At 62.3% G+C, this 17,968-nt stretch carries 17 protein-coding genes and 2 pseudogenes; 17 read left to right on the top strand and 2 right to left on the bottom strand.

Features of this window, described 5'->3' with window-relative positions; genetic code table 11:
- The first annotated feature begins 36 nt into the window (after positions 1-36).
- From A7A09_RS13180 to A7A09_RS13255, 16 genes and pseudogenes are all read left to right on the top strand, one after another.
- Positions 37-687 (top strand): adenylate kinase, encoded by a 651-nt coding sequence (locus A7A09_RS13180; protein WP_170167102.1) that lies wholly within the window; start codon positions 37-39, stop codon positions 685-687.
- A 205-nt stretch (positions 688-892) separates the two neighbouring features.
- The gene (gene rpsM, locus A7A09_RS13185) at positions 893-1,261 is read left to right on the top strand and encodes a 30S ribosomal protein S13 (protein ID WP_106691845.1); all 369 of its coding nucleotides are present in this window, start codon (positions 893-895) and stop codon (positions 1,259-1,261) included.
- A 12-nt stretch (positions 1,262-1,273) separates the two neighbouring features.
- Positions 1,274-1,663, top strand: coding sequence for a 30S ribosomal protein S11 (gene rpsK / locus A7A09_RS13190; RefSeq protein WP_106691846.1), 390 nt, complete (start codon positions 1,274-1,276; stop codon positions 1,661-1,663).
- Positions 1,664-1,780: 117 nt separating this feature from the next.
- A complete protein-coding gene (locus A7A09_RS13195) occupies positions 1,781-2,797 on the top strand; it encodes a DNA-directed RNA polymerase subunit alpha (RefSeq protein ID WP_106691847.1) in 1,017 nt (338 codons plus the stop codon).
- Between the two features lie 124 nt (positions 2,798-2,921).
- A pseudogene (gene rplQ, locus A7A09_RS13200) lies at positions 2,922-3,346 on the top strand (50S ribosomal protein L17).
- Positions 3,347-3,602: 256 nt separating this feature from the next.
- Positions 3,603-4,214 (top strand): helix-turn-helix transcriptional regulator, encoded by a 612-nt coding sequence (locus A7A09_RS13205; RefSeq protein WP_106691848.1) that lies wholly within the window; start codon positions 3,603-3,605, stop codon positions 4,212-4,214.
- A gap of 59 nt (positions 4,215-4,273) precedes the next feature.
- Positions 4,274-5,588: pseudogene (locus A7A09_RS13210) on the top strand (replication-associated recombination protein A).
- A gap of 371 nt (positions 5,589-5,959) precedes the next feature.
- Positions 5,960-7,327: a Hint domain-containing protein gene (locus A7A09_RS21540; RefSeq protein WP_245999335.1), complete on the top strand. Its 1,368-nt coding sequence runs from the start codon at positions 5,960-5,962 to the stop codon at positions 7,325-7,327.
- Positions 7,328-7,475: 148 nt separating this feature from the next.
- Positions 7,476-7,850, top strand: a complete 375-nt coding sequence (gene crcB, locus A7A09_RS13220) for a fluoride efflux transporter CrcB (RefSeq protein WP_106692032.1) — start codon at positions 7,476-7,478, stop codon at positions 7,848-7,850.
- A complete protein-coding gene (locus A7A09_RS13225) occupies positions 7,847-8,914 on the top strand; it encodes an RluA family pseudouridine synthase (protein WP_106691850.1) in 1,068 nt (355 codons plus the stop codon). Before crcB ends, A7A09_RS13225 begins: the two co-directional genes overlap by 4 nt.
- Positions 8,911-9,567, top strand: a complete 657-nt coding sequence (locus A7A09_RS13230; protein WP_106691851.1) for an HAD-IA family hydrolase — start codon at positions 8,911-8,913, stop codon at positions 9,565-9,567. The genes A7A09_RS13225 and A7A09_RS13230 overlap by 4 nt, the downstream gene beginning before the upstream one ends.
- Positions 9,564-10,382: an ATP12 family chaperone protein gene (locus tag A7A09_RS13235; protein WP_170167103.1), complete on the top strand. Its 819-nt coding sequence runs from the start codon at positions 9,564-9,566 to the stop codon at positions 10,380-10,382. The genes A7A09_RS13230 and A7A09_RS13235 overlap by 4 nt, the downstream gene beginning before the upstream one ends.
- A 67-nt stretch (positions 10,383-10,449) precedes the next feature.
- Complete coding sequence (locus tag A7A09_RS13240; RefSeq protein WP_106692033.1) at positions 10,450-11,466, top strand: amino acid ABC transporter substrate-binding protein; 1,017 nt, start codon at positions 10,450-10,452, stop codon at positions 11,464-11,466.
- A 107-nt stretch (positions 11,467-11,573) separates the two neighbouring features.
- Positions 11,574-12,830, top strand: a complete 1,257-nt coding sequence (locus A7A09_RS13245; RefSeq protein WP_245999336.1) for an amino acid ABC transporter permease — start codon at positions 11,574-11,576, stop codon at positions 12,828-12,830.
- A 1-nt stretch (position 12,831) separates the two neighbouring features.
- On the top strand, positions 12,832-14,286 hold the full coding sequence (locus A7A09_RS13250; RefSeq protein ID WP_106691853.1) for an amino acid ABC transporter permease: 1,455 nt from the start codon (positions 12,832-12,834) through the stop codon (positions 14,284-14,286).
- 10 nt (positions 14,287-14,296) lie between these two features.
- Complete coding sequence (locus A7A09_RS13255; protein WP_106691854.1) at positions 14,297-15,085, top strand: amino acid ABC transporter ATP-binding protein; 789 nt, start codon at positions 14,297-14,299, stop codon at positions 15,083-15,085.
- A 310-nt stretch (positions 15,086-15,395) separates the two neighbouring features.
- Here the strand turns inward: A7A09_RS13255 and A7A09_RS13260 are convergent, their stop codons facing one another.
- Positions 15,396-15,875 carry a HipA N-terminal domain-containing protein gene (locus A7A09_RS13260; protein ID WP_281277584.1) on the bottom strand — a complete coding sequence of 160 codons (480 nt, stop codon included), beginning with the start codon at positions 15,873-15,875 and terminating at the stop codon, positions 15,396-15,398.
- A gap of 587 nt (positions 15,876-16,462) precedes the next feature.
- On the bottom strand, positions 16,463-16,642 hold the full coding sequence (locus A7A09_RS13265; RefSeq protein ID WP_106691856.1) for an aconitase family protein: 180 nt from the start codon (positions 16,640-16,642) through the stop codon (positions 16,463-16,465).
- A 140-nt stretch (positions 16,643-16,782) separates the two neighbouring features.
- Between A7A09_RS13265 and A7A09_RS13270 the strand changes: the two genes are divergently transcribed.
- Positions 16,783-17,949, top strand: coding sequence for an ROK family transcriptional regulator (locus A7A09_RS13270; protein ID WP_211341129.1), 1,167 nt, complete (start codon positions 16,783-16,785; stop codon positions 17,947-17,949).
- Positions 17,950-17,968 lie beyond the last annotated feature (19 nt).

A 17,968-nucleotide genomic window follows, 5' to 3' on the forward strand; every position in this document is an offset into this window, starting at 1 on the left:
ACAAGCCGGAACGGCCAGCCGAGGGGGACAGGCTACATGACGATCAATATCATTCTTCTGGGGCCTCCGGGTGCCGGCAAGGGAACGCAGGCCCGCAAGCTGGTCGAAGAGCGGGGCATGGTCCAGCTTTCCACCGGCGACATGCTGCGCGCCGCCCGGACCTCGGGGACCGAGATGGGCCGCAAAGTGGCCGAGGTCATGGATCGCGGGCAACTGGTCACGGATGATATCGTCATCGGGCTGATCCGCGAGAAACTGGCCGAGGGCGGCAAGGGTTTCATCTTCGACGGTTTCCCGCGCACGCTGGCTCAGGCCGATGCGCTCGGGAAGCTGCTGGAAGAGACCGGTACGGCGCTGGATACCGTGATCGAGATGCAGGTCGATGACGAGGCGCTGGTGCGCCGGATCACCGGGCGCTTCACCTGCGGCAATTGCGGCGAGGTCTATCACGACGAGACCAAGCCGACCGCCAAGGAAGGCGTCTGCGATGTCTGCGGCTCGACCGATCTGCAGCGCCGCGCCGATGACAACGAAGACAGCCTGCGCACCCGCCTGCTGGAATATTACAAGAAGACCTCGCCTCTGATCGGCTACTACTATGCCAAGGGCAAGCTGACGCCGGTCAACGGTCTTGCCGAGATCGACATCGTGGCGTCGCAGATCGACACGGCGCTGGATGGAAACTAGGGCGGCAATGAAATCCGGTTTTGTCAAGCCCTTGTTAAGCTATCCCCTTGACGCGGACGTGATCTCCGATTAGATCACGGCTTCTCGCAAGAGAATCACCCGCTATACGGGTGGATCATAGAATGGCCCGAAGGCACGGCTTTCGGGCCTTACGTTGTGAAAAAAGGTTCCGGCGCTACGGAACCGCAACCGAAAAGGATAACGCGTGGCTCGTATCGCTGGCGTCAATATTCCGACGGGGAAGCGTGTCCCCATCGCACTGACCTATATCCATGGCATCGGTCCTGCCAATGCCCAACAGATTTGCGAAGCGACCGGCATCGATGCCACTCGTCGCGTGAACGAACTCTCGGATGCCGAAGTTCTTCAGATTCGCGAATTTATCGACCAGAACCTGACCGTCGAAGGCGATCTGCGCCGTGAAGTGCAGATGAACGTCAAGCGCCTGATGGATATGGGGTCCTATCGCGGCCTGCGTCACCGCCGTGGTCTTCCGACCCGCGGCCAGCGCACCCATACCAATGCCCGCACCCGCAAGGGCCCGGCAAAGCCTATTGCCGGCAAGAAGAAATAAGGGGGAACGGATATGGCACGCGACAAGACCCGCATGAAGCGCAAAGAGCGCAAGAACATCGCCACCGGCGTGGCGCATGTGAATTCGAGCTTCAACAACACCAAGATCCTGATCTCGGATGTGCAGGGCAACGCCATCTCCTGGTCGTCGGCTGGCACGATGGGCTTCAAGGGTTCGCGCAAATCGACCCCTTACGCCGCCCAGATGGCTGCCGAGGACGCTGGCCGCAAGGCGCAGGAACATGGCGTGAGAACGCTTGAAGTCGAAGTTCAGGGCCCCGGCTCGGGCCGTGAATCGGCGCTGCGTGCGCTGGCCGCGGTCGGCTTCAACATCACCGCCATCCGCGATGTGACCCCGATCGCACATAACGGCTGCCGCCCGCCAAAGCGCCGCCGCGTCTGATACTGGATCATCATTCACCGAACCGCGTGTGATGCACGCGGTTCGGACATTTCGCATTCAACCTCGGGCGTTTCCGGCCTCGGTCATGGGCTCGGAAACAAGTATGGAGGCAAACCCATGATCCACAAGAATTGGGCCGAACTGATCAAGCCGACGCAGCTTGCCGTCAAGCCGGGCGCCGACGCGACCCGGACGGCGACCCTCGTCGCAGAGCCGCTGGAGCGGGGCTTCGGCCTGACGCTCGGCAATGCGCTGCGCCGTGTGCTGCTGTCGTCGCTGCAAGGCGCTGCCATCACCTCGGTCCAGATCGACAACGTCCTGCATGAGTTCAGCAGCGTCGCCGGTGTCCGCGAGGATGTGACCGATATCGTGCTGAACCTCAAGGGCGTCACCCTGAAAATGGAAGTCGAGGGCCCCAAGCGCCTGTCGCTGACGGCCAAGGGTCCGGGCGAGGTGAAGGCCAGCGATATCCAGGAAACGGCCGGGATCACGGTGCTGAACCGCGATCACGTGATCTGCCACCTGGACGAGGGCGCCGATCTGAACCTGGAACTGACCGTGCAGACCGGCAAGGGCTATGTCGCTGCCGACAAGAACCGCCCCGAGGATGCACCCATCGGCCTGATCCCGATCGACGCGATCTTCTCGCCGGTCAAGCGTGTCAGCTATGAAGTCACCCCGACCCGCGAGGGCCAGGTGCTGGATTACGACAAGCTGACCATGAAGATCGAGACGGACGGTTCGCTGACCCCGGAAGACGCCGTGGCCTATGCCGCCCGCATCGTCCAGGACCAGCTTTCGGTCTTCGTCAATTTCGAGGAACCGGAATCGGCCAGCCGCCAGGACAGCGACGACGGTCTGGAATTCGATCCGCGCCTGCTCAAGAAGGTGGACGAGCTGGAATTGTCGGTCCGTTCGGCCAACTGCCTGAAGAACGACAATATCGTCTATATCGGCGACCTGATCCAGAAGACCGAGGCCGAGATGCTGCGGACCCCGAATTTCGGCCGCAAATCCCTGAACGAGATCAAGGAAGTGCTCTCGGGCATGGGCCTGCATCTGGGCATGGATGTCGTGGACTGGCCGCCGGAGAATATCGAGGACCTGGCCAAGCGCTTCGACGATCAGTTCTGAAGCGGTAATTCTGATGGTGGCGGGTTGATCCCGCCCCGTCAAACCCCGGGCATTCCGCCCCAAGGAGAGTGGCCCGCACGCATGGGCCGCCGGACAAAGCAAAAGACGTCAATGGAGAAATGAAATGCGTCACGCTCGCGGCTATCGCCGTCTCAACCGCACCCACGAACACCGCAAGGCGCTGTTCGCCAACATGGCTGGCTCGCTGATCGAGCACGAGCAGATCAAGACGACCCTGCCCAAGGCCAAGGAACTGCGTCCCATCGTCGAGAAGCTGATCACGCTGGCCAAGCGCGGCGATCTGCATGCCCGCCGCCAGGCGCCTCGCAGCTCAAGCAGGACATCCATGTCGCCAAGCTGTTCGAAGTCCTGGGCGAGCGCTACAAGGAGCGCCAGGGCGGCTATGTCCGCGTGCTGAAGGCCGGTTTCCGCTATGGCGACATGGCGCCGATGGCGATCATCGAACTGGTCGACCGCGATCCGAGCGCCAAGGGCGCGGCCGACCTTGCGCGTGTCGAAGCCGAAACCACTGAGGGCGACGAAGGCTGAACAGCGCCGGGCACGGCAACAAGAACGAAAAACCCCGTCGCTGAGAACAGCGGCGGGGTTTTTGCTTTTGCAGCATGAAACGGGGAATCAGGCGGTTTTCCGGCCCGTGTCCGGGTGTGAAATGTTGTGATATGGATATTTTTTCATGTGATCGTTCCGGCGATGGAACAATTCCGGTGTATTAACCATTTGGCAATACAAGATTGTTTCAACTGTCGTGATATTGTAGGTTTAACAAGGGACCGATTTAGAAAACATGACTGCACGCGCAGAAATCAGTGTTGCATTGAAAAAGTTGGGCGTGATCGCACCGGCGGGATATTTCGTGGCCTTGCATATCCGGCACGCTGCCCCGCTGATGCAATTCCAGACCTATCCAGAGGATTGGACGGAATTCTATTCCCGCAACGGCTTTGCCCTGCGCGATCCGGTCATGGCTTGGGGATTCTCGGCCACCGGGGCATGCAGATGGTCGGCGCTGCCCGTCCCGGACCCGTTCGGCATCATGCGGGCGGCTGCCGATCACGGCCTGACCCATGGCCTGACCGTCTCGCATGGCCCGATTGCCTCTCGCAGCATCGCGGGGCTGACCAATGGCGAACGCGAATTCAGCGACGGCGAAATCGACAGGGCTTCGGCCATCATCCGGCAGTTGCACGCGATAACCGAACCGCCTGCCGGGCTGACCAGGGCACAGAAGGACGCCCTGCGCCGTATCGCGGATGGCGACCGGCATGCAGAGGCGGCGGCAAAGCTCGGCATCACGGAAAGTGCCTTCAAGGCCCGGCTGATCTCGACCCGAAAGCGGCTGATGGCCCGCACCACCGCCGAGGCCCTGCAACGGGCCCAGGAATACCGTCTGCTGTAATCCCGCCGGAAGGATCGGGGCTTTCGGTCCCCTTGCCCGCATCCTAGAATGCGCGTGACATGGCCGATCTGTTCGACACCCCCGCCTCATCCGAATCGCCGCCCAACCCGGCGATGCGTCCGCTGGCCGACAGGATCCGCCCCGCGCGGCTGCAGGATGTGATCGGGCAGGACCGCGTGCTTGGCCCGGATGGGCCGCTCGGCTCGATGCTGGCGGCGGGCAGCCTCTCCTCGCTGATCCTCTGGGGGCCGCCGGGGGTGGGCAAGACCACCATCGCCCGGCTGCTGGCCGATGAAACCGACCTCGCCTTTGTCCAGATCAGCGCGATCTTCACCGGCGTCCCGGACCTGCGCAAGGTGTTCGAGGCCGCCCGGCTGCGCCGCGGACAGGGGCGCGGCACCCTGCTTTTCGTTGACGAGATCCACCGCTTCAACAAGGCCCAGCAGGACAGTTTCCTGCCGCATATGGAGGATGGCACCATCCTTCTGGTCGGCGCCACGACCGAGAACCCGTCCTTCGAGCTGAACGCCGCCGTCATGTCGCGCGCGCAGGTGATCGTGCTGGAACGGCTGAGCCTTGCCGACCTGGAACGCCTCGCGCAGCGGGCCGAGGGGGAACTGGGCCGCAAGCTCCCCCTGACCGCCGAGGCGCGCGAGGCGCTGCTGGAAATGGCGGATGGCGATGGCCGTGCCGTCCTGAACCTGATCGAGCAGGTGGCGGCGTGGAAAACCGGCACGCCGCTGGACGCGCAGGCCATGGCCAACCGGCTGATGCGCCGCGCCGCCAAATACGACAAGTCGGGGGACGAGCATTACAACCTGATCTCGGCCCTGCATAAATCGGTGCGCGGCTCGGACCCGGATGCCGCGCTCTACTGGCTCGCCCGGATGCTGGAGGGGGGCGAGGATCCGCGCTATCTCGCCCGCCGCATCACCCGCATGGCGATCGAGGATATCGGGCTGGCCGAACCGGCGGCGGCGCGGCATTGCCTGGATGCATGGGCGCTCTATGAACGCCTCGGCAGCCCCGAGGGAGAGCTGGCGCTGGCGCAGGCGGTGATCTTCCTTGCGTTGTCGCCGAAATCCAACGCGGGCTATGTCGCCTACAAGGGCGCGCGCGCCGAGGCGAGGCGCACCGGCAGCCTGATGCCGCCCGCCCATATCCTGAACGCGCCCACGAAGATGATGAAGGATCAGGCTATGGCGCGGCTACGCCTATGACCACGATGCCGAGGACGGGTTCTCGGGCCAGGACTATTTCCCCGAGGGCATGAAACGCCCGGTCCTCTACACCCCGATCGAACGCGGATTCGAACGAGAGCTGAAGAAACGGCTGGACTGGTTCGTCGCGCAGCGGCTCAGGCGGGGCGGGTGATCGCTTTAGGGGTGCCGGAATGGAAATAATCGCGGGATCTGTTCCGGATGTGGTGCAGATTTCAGGAATTTCTTTCGCAGCGGGGCTGCGCGGTCCGGGATCCCGTGATACGTTTACCGAGTTGTGAAAGAGTTCGGTCCTCGGATTGGTTCGAGGAAGTTAACGAGTTACTGAGAGGGTCTTGAAGATGTCTGCTTATATTTGGCGATGATATCCGGTTAACCGAATTAACCGATCTGCGAATATCAGGTTGCGCAGCTATATTCGGGTGCTATCAGAAAAAGTAGCGATTCCCTTGCTGGGGGAGTCTTTAGTGCGAAGTGCTGCGGTTGCGGGCTTTGTGGTTTATGGGTTTGAAAGAGTGAAAGAAAATGGTAGATAGAAATTTTAATTACTTCACCACGTTCGACAGGAATGTCCCAAACGAGGGTGGGCTGTATCGCATTAGTGATACTGTCGGTAAAACCGGCTTGGGTGTAGAGCAGAATTTTGGGGCACCTTATCTATACAATGGTGAAAATTCGCGAGCGCTTGTGCAGTTCTATGACAATCAGAACAACGACTATTCAATTCTAAATGGGGGTGAGAGGGTTGATACTCTTCATGTAAATGTTTACTACAAATTTTCCGGCCAGGAAGGATCTGAAGAGACCGGTAATGGCCGTGCCGATGGCATGGCATTTACGTTCGGAAAGGGGGAGGGTGATACTCCAGGACAAGATGGTACAAAATATGAATTGGGTAGCGAACAGGGATTATCTGTATCAATGCTTCCATTCGAAGACGTGCTAAGAGTCACATGGAATGGAGAGGTGATCGGTAGCACCAGTCTCGCGGCGTATAATCCGGAAGAGCTCAAAGACAGTCATTTCGATATTAAAGTTACAGCGGACGGGGAAGTGACTGTAGTATGGGGGGGAGCGGATCAAATATCGGGGGAAGTAATTGACCCCGAGGGATATACGGTAAATGCCACCATCCCAAACAATGAATGGCAGACCACTCCGCAAGATGGTTATCAGCTTTGGATGGGTGGACGAACCGGTGCCAACGCGGGAAAAGGATGGATAGACAATGTCAGAATCGACGCCCATATAACGGACGCTGTATCGCCCATCCCCTGCTTCACCTCCGGCACCCTGATCGAAACCAACCAAGGCAACAAACCTGTCGAGGAACTCCAGCCCGGCGACATGATCGCCACCCTTGACGACGGCTATCAGCCCATCCGCTGGATCGGCTCGACCAAACGCGATGCCGTCGATCTGGCGCATAACCCCAAGCTGCTCCCGATCCGTATCCCTGCGGGCGCGCTCGGGAACGGCTTGCCCAAGCGGGATCTGATGGTCAGCCGTCAGCACCGGGTCCTGGTCCGCTCGAAGATCGCGCAGCGCATGTTCGGCGCCGAGGAAATCCTGATCCCCGCCAACAAGCTGGTCGGCATGAGCGGCATCGAGATCGCCGGGGATGTCGAGGATGTGACCTATTTCCACATCCTGTTCGACAAGCATCAGGTGATCTTTTCCGAGGACGCGCCGACCGAAAGCCTGTTCACCGGCCCGGTCGCGCTGCAAAGCGTGCCGCCCGAGGCAAGGAAAGAGATCGAGACGCTCTTTCCGCAGATCACCGAACCGGATTTCATCGCCGAGCCCGCCCGCCTGATCCCCGAGAAGGGCAAGCAGATCAAGCAATTGGTCGAGCGGCACGGGAAACACGGCCTGCCAATGCTGAACGGCTGATCGGTCCCCCCCGCCGATGGCGCGCTTCCCCTCGCGCCATCGGCACATGCGCAGGCCCCGGATTCCCGGTGGATGATTCCAGCGGATGGCGGGGCCTGCGAGGGCGGCGGTGGTTGACTTTGCCACCGCCGCGCCACATCACCGCGCCATGATGAATCCATTCCTTCAGGTCGCCTTGGGCGGAGCAATCGGCGCGACGGCGCGCTACGCGGTCTATCGCGCCATCGCGTGGCACGGGCCGGGCTTTCCCATCGCCACCGGCCTCGTGAACGTGCTGGGCAGCTTCGCCATGGGCCTTCTGGCGGCCTTCATGGCGCATCGCTGGCACAACCATTACGCGCCGTTCCTGCTGACCGGCGTTCTTGGCGGCTTCACCACCTTCTCGGCCTTTTCGCTGGACGCGATGACCCTGTGGGAACGTGGCCAGATGGCGGACACCATCATTTACATATCGGTTTCGGTCGTGCTGTCGCTTTTCGCGGTGACGGCGGGGCTGGCCGTCGGCCGGGGGCTTTTCGCATGAGCGGCGTGCAACTGATCCGCGTGGGCCATGACGAGGGCGACCAGCGCCTTGACCGTTGGCTGAAGAAGCGCTTTCCCCAACTGTCGCAAGGCGCGGTCGAGAAGATGTGCCGCACCGGGCAGTTGCGCGTCGATGGCGGGCGGGTCAAGTCCTCCACCCGGATCGAGGCGGGGCAGGAGGTGCGCGTGCCGCCCTTGCCCGAGGCCCGGCCCTACGCCCGGTCCGTGCCCGCCCGGGTCAGGTCCGACGGCCCGCGCATTCCCGACAGCGACCAGAAGATGATCCAGCAGGCGGTGCTGTGGAAGGACGAGCATATCATCGCGCTGAACAAGCCTCCGGGCCTGCCGTCGCAGGGCGGCAGCGGGCAGGGCAATCGCCACGTCGACGGGCTGACCGGGGCGCTGATGTTCGGCTTCAAGGACCGGCCCAAGCTGGTGCACCGGCTGGACAAGGACACCTCGGGCCTGCTGCTGCTCGCCCGCACCGACCGCATCGCCCGCGCGCTCTCCGAGGCGTTCCGCTCGCGCACGACCCGCAAGATCTACTGGGCGGCGGTGGCGGGTGTGCCCAATCCGCGCATGGGCACGGTGCGCTACGGTCTGGTCAAGGCCGCTGGCCACGGGCGCGGCGGCGAGGGCGAGAAGATGATCGCCGTCCATCCCCGCGACATCGCCTCGACCGAGGGCGCCAAGCGGGCGACCACCGATTATGCCGTGCTGGACGCATTGGGCACGCGCGCAAGCTGGTGCGCGCTGGTTCCGATCACCGGGCGCACGCATCAGCTTCGCGCGCATATGGCCGAGCTGGGCCATCCCATCGTCGGCGACGGCAAATATGGCGGCTCGGGGCAAGAGAACCTGGGCGATGGCTGGGGCGCGCAGCTTGGCGGAGAGATCAGCCGCAAGTTGCATCTGCATGCCCGCAGCCTGTCTTTCGATCACCCGATCACCAAGCGGCGGATGACGCTGACCGCGCCCTTGCCCGACCATATGCAGCGCACGTGGAAAACCCTGGGCTGGCACGAGAATGACGTGCCCGACGATCCCTTCGCGGAGGAAGAATGAAGCTGGTCATCTTCGATGTGGACGGCACGCTGGTCGATAGCCAGCACCATATCCACCACGCCATGAGCCATGCCTTCGTGGCTGCCGGCCTGGCGCCGCTGCCGCAATCCCAGGTGCTTGGCATCGTCGGCCTGTCCCTGCCGGTCGCCGTCGCCCGCCTGGCGCCCGGGACCGACGAACCCACGCAATCGCGGATCGTGCAGGGCTACAAGGACTCCTTCATGAGCGCCCGCAAGGCCGCGCCCGCCCCGCTTTATCCCGGTGCGCGTGATTGCCTGGACGCGCTGTCGGCGCGCGACGACCTGCTGCTGGCGGTGGCTACCGGCAAATCGCGCCGGGGCCTGCGGGCGATGATCGAGGCGCATGGGCTGGAGGGCCGCTTCGTCTCGTTGCAGACGGCGGACGACCATCCCTCCAAGCCGAATCCCTCGATGCTCGAGGCGGCATTGGCAGAGAGCGGGACGGATGCCGGGTCGGCGGTCATGATCGGTGACACGGCATTCGATATCGAGATGGCGGTTGCTGCCGGAATGCCCGGTTTCGGCGTCGCATGGGGCTATCATCCCGTGGCGGCGCTGCATGATGCCGGGGCGGCGCTTGTCGCGCCCGACTTCCCGGCGCTTACCGCCGCGATCACGGAGTGGGCGGCATGAGCGAATGGAAGGCGCGGCGGTTCTGGAAGGCGGCGGGCACGCGCCCGGCGAATGACGGATGGGAGATCCTGCTGGACGAACGCCCATTGCGGACGCCGGGCAAGCAGCCGCTGATCCTGCCGACCAAGGCGCTCGCGCAGGCCATCGCCGCCGAATGGGACGCGCAGACCGAGATCATCGATCCCAACGCCATGCCGCTGACCCGCGCGGCGAATTCCGCCATCGAGAAAATCCGTCCGCAATTTGCCGATGTCGCGGCCATGCTTGCCGAATATGGCGGCACCGACCTGCTGTGCTACCGGGCCGAGCAGCCCGAGGAATTGCTGCGGATGCAGGCCGAGGGCTGGGACCCGCTGATCGATTGGGCCGCCACCGAGTTGCGGGCGCCGCTGCGGATCACCCATGGGATCGTCCCGGTCCGGCAGCCCGATGATTCGCTGGCGCGGTTGCGGGCGGAAATGGATATGCTCGACAGCTTTGGCCTGATGGCGCTGCACGACCTTGTGACACTGCCCGGTTCCCTCGTCCTGGGGCTGGCCGTTCTTCGTGGAAGGTTGAGCGCAGAGGACGCGCATCGCCTGTCGCGCATCGATGAAACCTGGCAGAGCAGCCAGTGGGGGCGGGACGAAGAGGCCGAGGCGGCGGCTGGCAATCGCTTGATGCGATGCGATCGGCGGCACGGTTTCATCAGCTTTCGTGTAAAAGTTGAACTTTCCGATTGGGGCGCCATGCTTGACCTGTGGGACAGGATCGGCAAGATGTTGCTTGTATCGACCGCGTGTCCGTTGCGGTCCCGATCAGAAATCGCGGCTTGATCAACAGGCCCCATGAACTCTGGGCAGGGCAGACTGCATGGCTCTGGGCTCCAACAACGAGGTAAACATGAAAAAAACGGTATTCTTGGGCAGCATCGCGGTTGCCGGTATGACTGCGGGTATGGGCATGGCCGATACCCTTGCCGATGTGAAGGCCCGTGGCGAACTGAACTGTGGCGTCAACACCGGGCTGGTGGGCTTTGCCGCGCCCGATGCCAATGGCAACTGGGCGGGCTTCGACATCGATCTGTGCAAGGCGGTCGCCGCTGCCGTTCTGGGCGATCCCTCCAAGGTGAAATATGTGCCGACGACCGGCCAGACCCGTTTCACCGCCCTGTCCTCGGGCGAGGTGGACATGCTGGCCCGGAACTCGACCTGGACATTCTCGCGCGATACCGATCTCAAGCTCGATTTCGCCGGTGTGAACTATTACGACGGGCAGGGCTTCATGGTGCCCAAGGATCTGGGGGTCACATCGGTCAAGGAACTGGACGGCGCCACGATCTGCATCCAGACCGGCACCACGACCGAACTGAACCTGGCCGATTACTTCAAGGCCAATGATCTCAGCTACCAGCCGGTCAATATCGACAGCAATGCCGAGGGTGAGCAGCAATACATGGCCGGGGCATGCGATGCCTACACGACCGACATCTCGGGCCTTGCCGCGACCCGGGCGGCCTTCGCCGATCCTGAAAATCACGTCATCCTGCCCGAGGTCGTCTCGAAAGAGCCGCTCGGCCCTGCCGTGCGCCATGGCGACAACAACTGGGGCGACATCGTCCGCTGGACGCTGAACGCGCTGATCGCCGCCGAGGAATACGGGGTGACCTCGAAGAATATCGAGGAACTGGTGAAATCCTCGGACAATCCCGAGGTTCAGCGGCTCCTGGGCGTATCCGGAGAATTGGGCGCGATGATCGGGCTGGACAACGAATGGGCCAAGCGGGCCATCCAGGCCAGCGGCAATTACGGCGAGATCTTCGCGGCCAATATCGGGGAACAGACCCCGATCGGGCTGACCCGCGGGCTGAATGCCCAGTGGACGCAGGGCGGCCTGCTTTACGCGCAACCGTTCCGCTGATCGGTGAAAGATGGGGGCGCATCCGCGCCTCCATTGCCTTTGCAAGAATGAAATCCGGTCGATAGCAAGCGGCGCCAAAGCCGCGGACCGGCGACAGGGAAGCATATATGACGGACGCTCCGCTACCGGCTGACCAGCCGTTCCGGGTGAGCATGCTGGTCTATGACCGGCGCTACCGCTCCATGACCTTCCAGGTGATCGTCTTCATCCTGGTCATGGCAGTGGCATGGTGGCTGGTGAACAACACGATCCAGAATCTCGCCGCACAGGGCAAGGATTTCAATTTCGGCTTCCTGTTCCAGCGGGCAGGCTATGACATCCCGCAAACGTCGATCCCCTATAATTCGGATGACTGGCATCTCCGGGCGACGATTGTCGGGCTCCTGAACACCATCATCGTCTCGGTGCTGGGCTGCGTGGCGGCGACGATCCTCGGGGTGTCCATCGGCGTTGCCCGCCTGTCGAAGAACTGGCTCTTCGCCCGGCTGATGACCATCTATGTCGAGACCTTCCGCAATATCCCGCTCTTGCTGTGGATCCTGATCATCTATGCTCTCTTCACCGAGATCATGCCGCCGCCGAACGCCTATCGCGGCGAGGACCCGGCCTGGTCGAAGATCCTGTTCGACCAGGTCGCGCTGACCAACCGCTATACCGCGATCCCGGCGCTTGGCATGACCAACGATCCCGGCACGCTCGACCTGGGCGCGCGGATCACCGTCAACTGGGCGGTCATCGCCTTCCTGGTGGCGATCATCGGCGGCTGGTTCATCCGCGGCGCGATCCTGGACCGGGCGCAGGCCATACAGGACCGCACCGGCATCCGCCCGACGACATGGTGGATCAATCTCGCCGTGATGACCGTGCCCTCGCTGCTGCTGATCTGGTATTTCGGCCTGCACCTGCTGGCGCCCGAATTGAAGGGCTTCAACTTTGCCGGCGGCATCAACCTGGGCAATGCCTTCGTCGTGCTGTGGCTGGCGCTGACGCTCTATACCGGGGCCTTCATCGCCGAGATCGTGCGCGCCGGTATCCTCTCGGTCAGCCATGGGCAGAGCGAGGCGGCCTTTGCCCTGGGCCTGCGGCCCAACAGGACGATGAACCTGGTGATCCTGCCGCAGGCGCTGCGGGTCATCATCCCGCCGCTGATCTCGCAATATCTGAACCTGATGAAGAACAGCTCGCTGGCCATCGCGGTCGGCTACATGGACTTGCGCGGCACGCTTGGCGGAACGACGCTGAACCAGACCGGCCGCGAACTGGAGTCGATCGTGCTGATGATGCTGATCTACCTGATCCTCAGCCTGATGATCTCGGGCGGGATGAATGTCTTCAACAGCCGCGTCAAGCTGAAGGAGCGCTGAGATGAGCAAGACCTCCACCCGCGACGCCGCCTTCTTCCGCGAAACCATGCTGCCGCCCGAGCCGCCCCCGATCCGCGAGGCCGGGGCGGTGAAATGGCTGCGCGAGAACCTGTTCTCCGGCCCGGTCAACACGTTGCTGACAGTGCTCGGCCTGGCGATCATCTGGTTCCTTGTCAGCCATTTCTGGGACTGGTTCGCGCATTCGGTCTGGAACGCCGACAGCCTGGCGCAATGCCGCGAGATCATCGCCGCCACATGGGGCGAGGGTGCGCGCGGTGCCTGTTTCGCGGTCATCCGCGAGCGCTGGCATCAATACATGTTCGGCTTCTACCCGCCCAGCCTCTATTGGCGGCCCTTGCTGGCCTTTGGCCTGCTGATGGTCGCGCTGGCCCCGATCCTGTTTTCCGAGACGCAGCAAATCCGGCGAATCGTGCTGGTCGCGACAACCGTGGCCACATTGCTGTTCATGCAGGTGCTCGGCGTGCCGACCGCCGCCTTCCTGCTGAGCGCGATCGTCATGATCGGCGCCACCATCCTTGCCGAGCGTCATGCGGGCTGGCTGCTGATCTTTTCGGCGCTCTACCCGCTGATCGGCGTTTTCCTGTTATGGGGAGGAACCCTGTGGGCGCCGCTGATGGTGCTGGCGGGGATCGGTCTCGGCTGGCTGGGCTGGCGGCTTGTCGGCATCGTCTCACCGATGCTGGCGGTGGTTGCGGGAATCCTGGTGACGCTGATCTGGTGGATCGGCTTCACAGGCGAGGCGGCGGGGGATCTGCAGAACCTGCTGCCCCTGGGTATCACCTCCGTCCAATCCGAGAAATTCGGCGGCTTCCTTCTGGCCATCACCATCGGCGTCGCGGGCATCGCCCTGTCCCTGCCGATCGGCATCATCCTTGCGCTGGCACGGCGCTCGGACATGTTCCTGGTGACCAGCCTGGCAGTGATCTTCATCGAGTTCATCCGTGGCGTGCCGCTGATCTCCCTGCTTTTCGTCGCCTCGCTGCTGCTGAACTATTTCCTGCCGCCGGGCACGGATTTCGACATCATCCTGCGGGTCATCATCATGGTGACGGTCTTCGCCGCCGCCTATATGGCCGAGGTGATACGCGGCGGGCTGGCGGCCTTGCCCAAGGGGCAATACGAGGCTGCCGATTCCCTGGGGCTGGACTACTGGAAGGCGCAGCGCCTGATCATCCTGCCGCAGGCGCTGAAGATCAGCATTCCCGGCATCGTCTCGACCTTTATCGGCATGTTCAAGGACACCACCCTGGTCACCTTTGTCGGGCTGTTCGATCCGCTGAAGGGGATCTCGGATTTCGTGCGCGCCAATTTCGCCTGGAAGGGCATCTACTGGGAGCCGTTCATCTTCACCGGCGCCATCTTCTTCATCATCTGCTTCAGCATGTCGCGCTACTCGATGTATCTCGAACGCCGGCTGCAGCGTGACAACAGGTAAGGAGGCTGCCATGAGCGAAGCCGTGACCCGCAGGATCGACCCCAGCCAGATGACCATCAGCGACGAGGTCGCCATCGAGGTCAGCTCCATGAACAAGTGGTTCGGGAGTTTCCACGTGCTGCGCGATATCGACCTGACCGTCCATCGCGGCGAGCGGATCGTGATCGCCGGGCCCTCGGGCTCGGGCAAATCGACGCTGATCCGCTGCATCAACCGGTTGGAGGAACACCAGGCGGGCCGGATCGTCGTCGACGGGATCGAGCTGACCAGCGATATCAAGAATATCGACAAGGTCCGCTCGGAAGTCGGGATGGTGTTCCAGCATTTCAACCTGTTCCCGCATCTGACCGTGCTGGAAAACTGCACGCTGGCGCCCATCTGGGTGCGCAAGACGCCGCGCCGGCAGGCCGAGGCGACCGCGATGGAATATCTGGAAAAGGTGAAGATCCCCGAACAGGCGGGCAAATATCCCGGCCAGCTTTCCGGCGGACAGCAGCAGCGGGTGGCAATCGCGCGCTCGCTTTGCATGCAGCCCAAGATCATGCTCTTCGACGAACCGACCTCGGCGCTGGACCCCGAGATGATCAAGGAGGTCCTCGACACGATGATCGAACTCGCCGAAGAGGGGATGACGATGATCTGCGTGACCCACGAGATGGGCTTTGCGCAGGCCGTGGCGAACCGGGTGATCTTCATGGACCAGGGCCAGATCGTCGAGCAGAACAACCCGCATGATTTCTTCCACAATCCGCGGTCAGAGCGCACCAAGCTGTTCCTGAGCCAGATCCTGGGGCATTGAGGGTAATCCGGATCCCGGCCTGACATCCCGGTGGTTGCGTCCCGCGATGGCCGGGGGGCTGCCTGCCCCCCGGTCTTTCTTTCCAATCGACTGTTTCCGCTGTATTTACTCCGCATTCCATACGGAAAGGTAGCATTTCGGGTAGCGTCTGGTTCGATCTGTCTGATTGGCCGTCGCATTTCCGGTTGCTGCCTCGGACAGCGGCACACTGCTGATTCCCAAGCTACAGCTTTGCCAGGCGCTTTCGGTCAGCGAGGCAACAGTCGATGTGAATCGGCATCACCGATTGACCTTGCCCCGATTGGGAAATTCAATAACTTATGGTGCCGATTGGCGTTGGAGCCCCACGCCGATTCACACCATCGCGTAGTACGGCCAGCACGTCGCCCGGCTGCGGCAGCCGCAGAACGGGCGTGCCGTCGGGCGAAAGCACCGCAAGGGCCGATTTCTTCTGTCCACCGGCCAGCGATTGCCGGACCCCTTCCTCACCGACGAGAAAGGGGCGGGGGCCGAGATCCTCGAAATGCCGCTCCAGCGCCTCCTGCGGATTGGCGACTGCATAGAGATCCGTCAGAGGTGTCCAGCCCCAGGCGTTCCGATCCGGCGGGAAACCGAACGACAGGGCACCGGCGGTGTCGCCGCCGATCTCAGCCAGAACGGCGAGGGTGTCGGCCCTGTCGAGCCCCAGGGATCGGGTCAGGATTTGAAGCTGTTCTTCCTCGGGCAACAGGTTTGCGAGCCAGGGTGAAATGGTCTCAGACGGATAGGGATGGCTACCCGCCTCAGGCAATAAAAGCTGATGGTGTGTGTCCCGGGATGGATACCGGCCCGGCCTCAGCTGCTTGAGAAAACCGAGGATAGATCACTTATCTGGGCGTGACTATTGACAGAGAAGTCTATCCGGCTTCTGACTGACTTAAGGGTCTTTGGTTCGAGGTTTGTCTGGTCGCTTGTACTCCTGGTGGCATGAGGGAAGTGACGCTAACGACGATTTCTATTTTTTAAACAGAGACTTGCAGCAAGTGTTGCTATCGGTGGTTGGGAGCCCCCGCAACCAATTGGAACCAAAAACATCCATATAAACCAGTAGTTTACGCACAGCGCGCCAAACGGCGCGCTTCTTGCATTTGCATAGAATTCGCCCAAGCCAGAACCTCTTATTAAATAACATCAGCCCTTTAACCAGACAGAGGTTCAAATCGGGCGTAGGAGAGCCCGCATCCAAACACGTTCTGGAAGGGGCCGAAGCACCTAGGATGCATCATTTCGCGCGCTTATAGGCGATATGGCCCGTATACCTCTACAGGCGTCCCGTGTTGGTTGTTCTTGGTGATACGCCTCATTCCGTTCCCGTCCCTCCCAACACACTTTTTGCAACTATTCAAACGAACAGATGCACCCGGCGATGGTGCTGACAACCACGGTTGGCGGGCTGGCCAGCCAGGTCTGGCCGGAACTGCCGCGGCCGGGAAAGTTGCGATTGATGGCCGAGATCGTTACTTGGTTGGCGTGTTCCGATACGCCTGATCCGCATTTTCCGCAGGTCGGGCCGAGCATTTTGTGCCTCTTGAACTGAAATGCATATGCATTATTGGCTTGTCCGGGCGGTCGTTCCGATCTTCTGCGTATCGGCGAATCGCGCCAGGAGGTCGAGGCCCAAGGAAGTCACCGCGTACTCTACACTGAAAGGATTCCGTTTGAATTCCAGCAAGTCCGGACCCGCCGAGCCTAAACTGACCGCAAGCGCGAGAAACGTGTTCCTCTGCCTCGCGCGCGAGGGGGAGGCGACCCGGCCCGATCTGGCACGGCGCCTTGGCCTGTCGCGGCCGACCCTGTCCGCCGCCATGAGCGATCTTGCCCGCGCCGGGTATGTCGAGGCCATGGGTCTGCGGGACGGGAGCACCGGGCGTAAGCCGGCCATGTACCGGATCGGGGCGGGGGCCGGGCATGTTATCGTCGTGGATGCCGGTTCGACCTTTGTGCGGTTGCGGGCTTCGACGCTGGACGGGCACACCCTGTATGGCGGGGGCTATCAGCTTGCCACCGAGCAGCGCCGTTTCAGCGCCGAACTGACCTCTGTCGTCGTTCAGGCCGTCCGCGCTGCCATGGCCGAGGCTCGTGAAGACTGGGGGAATTTGCGCGCCATCGGGATTGCCTTGCCGACCAAGGTTAGCCGCGAACTGGACCAGCCGGAAGAGATCGCGTTGCACCAACGCCTGATCGACGAGGCCGGGATAGCCGCCGAATTGCCGCTCATTCTGGAAAACAACGTCAATTGCGCTGCCTTGGCCGAAGGCGTGAAAGGTGTCGCCAGCGGGGTGGACGATTTCGCTTATATCCAGGTAGGGGTCAAGATCGGCATGGGCATCGTATTGGGCGGCGAACTGGTGCGCGGCTGCAATGGCGGTGCGGGCGAGGTCAGCTATCTGCCTTTCCCGTGGTCGCCCGATGCCGAGCCGAGGCAGGAGGAGCTGGAGAACTACCTGGGCTCCGAGTCGCTCTTGCGGCGTGTTCGCGGCGATTGGCCGGATGGCGAAACGCCACCCACCGATGCCATCGATCTTTTCCGTCTGGCCGGGCAGGGGCATGCCGCCGCCATCGAGCGGGTCGAGCACTACGCCCGCGATATCGGCAGGCTTGTTGCGGCATGCGTTGCCGTGCTTGATCCGGGGCTGGTCGTTCTTGGGGGTGGTATTGGTCAGAACAACCTGATTTTGCCGCAGGTCAGGCGGGTCGCCGACGAGTTGTCGGTTCCGACGCGGGTCGAGGTGACCGGGTTGGGCGACGAGGCGACTCTAATGGGAATCCAGCATGTTGCGTTGCGTCGGGCGCAAGAGCGACTAGTTGGCGAAAGCGCAGGCTGAGCCTGCGGCTTTCGCCGGA

Origin of the sequence: Paracoccus methylarcula (assembly GCF_003007735.2) — a bacterium.
In the GTDB taxonomy this organism is placed as follows: domain Bacteria; phylum Pseudomonadota; class Alphaproteobacteria; order Rhodobacterales; family Rhodobacteraceae; genus Paracoccus; species Paracoccus methylarcula.

Coding starts and splice junctions, on each gene's coding strand:
- A7A09_RS13180 (WP_170167102.1), top strand. CDS start 37: ATGACGATCAATATCATTCTTCTGGGGCCTCCGGGTGCCGGCAAGGGA.
- rpsK (WP_106691846.1), top strand. CDS start 1,274: ATGGCACGCGACAAGACCCGCATGAAGCGCAAAGAGCGCAAGAACATC.
- A7A09_RS13195 (WP_106691847.1), top strand. CDS start 1,781: ATGATCCACAAGAATTGGGCCGAACTGATCAAGCCGACGCAGCTTGCC.
- A7A09_RS13205 (WP_106691848.1), top strand. CDS start 3,603: ATGACTGCACGCGCAGAAATCAGTGTTGCATTGAAAAAGTTGGGCGTG.
- A7A09_RS21540 (WP_245999335.1), top strand. CDS start 5,960: ATGGTAGATAGAAATTTTAATTACTTCACCACGTTCGACAGGAATGTC.
- crcB (WP_106692032.1), top strand. CDS start 7,476: ATGATGAATCCATTCCTTCAGGTCGCCTTGGGCGGAGCAATCGGCGCG.
- A7A09_RS13225 (WP_106691850.1), top strand. CDS start 7,847: ATGAGCGGCGTGCAACTGATCCGCGTGGGCCATGACGAGGGCGACCAG.
- A7A09_RS13230 (WP_106691851.1), top strand. CDS start 8,911: ATGAAGCTGGTCATCTTCGATGTGGACGGCACGCTGGTCGATAGCCAG.
- A7A09_RS13235 (WP_170167103.1), top strand. CDS start 9,564: ATGAGCGAATGGAAGGCGCGGCGGTTCTGGAAGGCGGCGGGCACGCGC.
- A7A09_RS13240 (WP_106692033.1), top strand. CDS start 10,450: ATGAAAAAAACGGTATTCTTGGGCAGCATCGCGGTTGCCGGTATGACT.
- A7A09_RS13245 (WP_245999336.1), top strand. CDS start 11,574: ATGACGGACGCTCCGCTACCGGCTGACCAGCCGTTCCGGGTGAGCATG.
- A7A09_RS13250 (WP_106691853.1), top strand. CDS start 12,832: ATGAGCAAGACCTCCACCCGCGACGCCGCCTTCTTCCGCGAAACCATG.
- A7A09_RS13255 (WP_106691854.1), top strand. CDS start 14,297: ATGAGCGAAGCCGTGACCCGCAGGATCGACCCCAGCCAGATGACCATC.
- A7A09_RS13265 (WP_106691856.1), bottom strand. CDS start 16,642: ATGCTCGGCCCGACCTGCGGAAAATGCGGATCAGGCGTATCGGAACAC.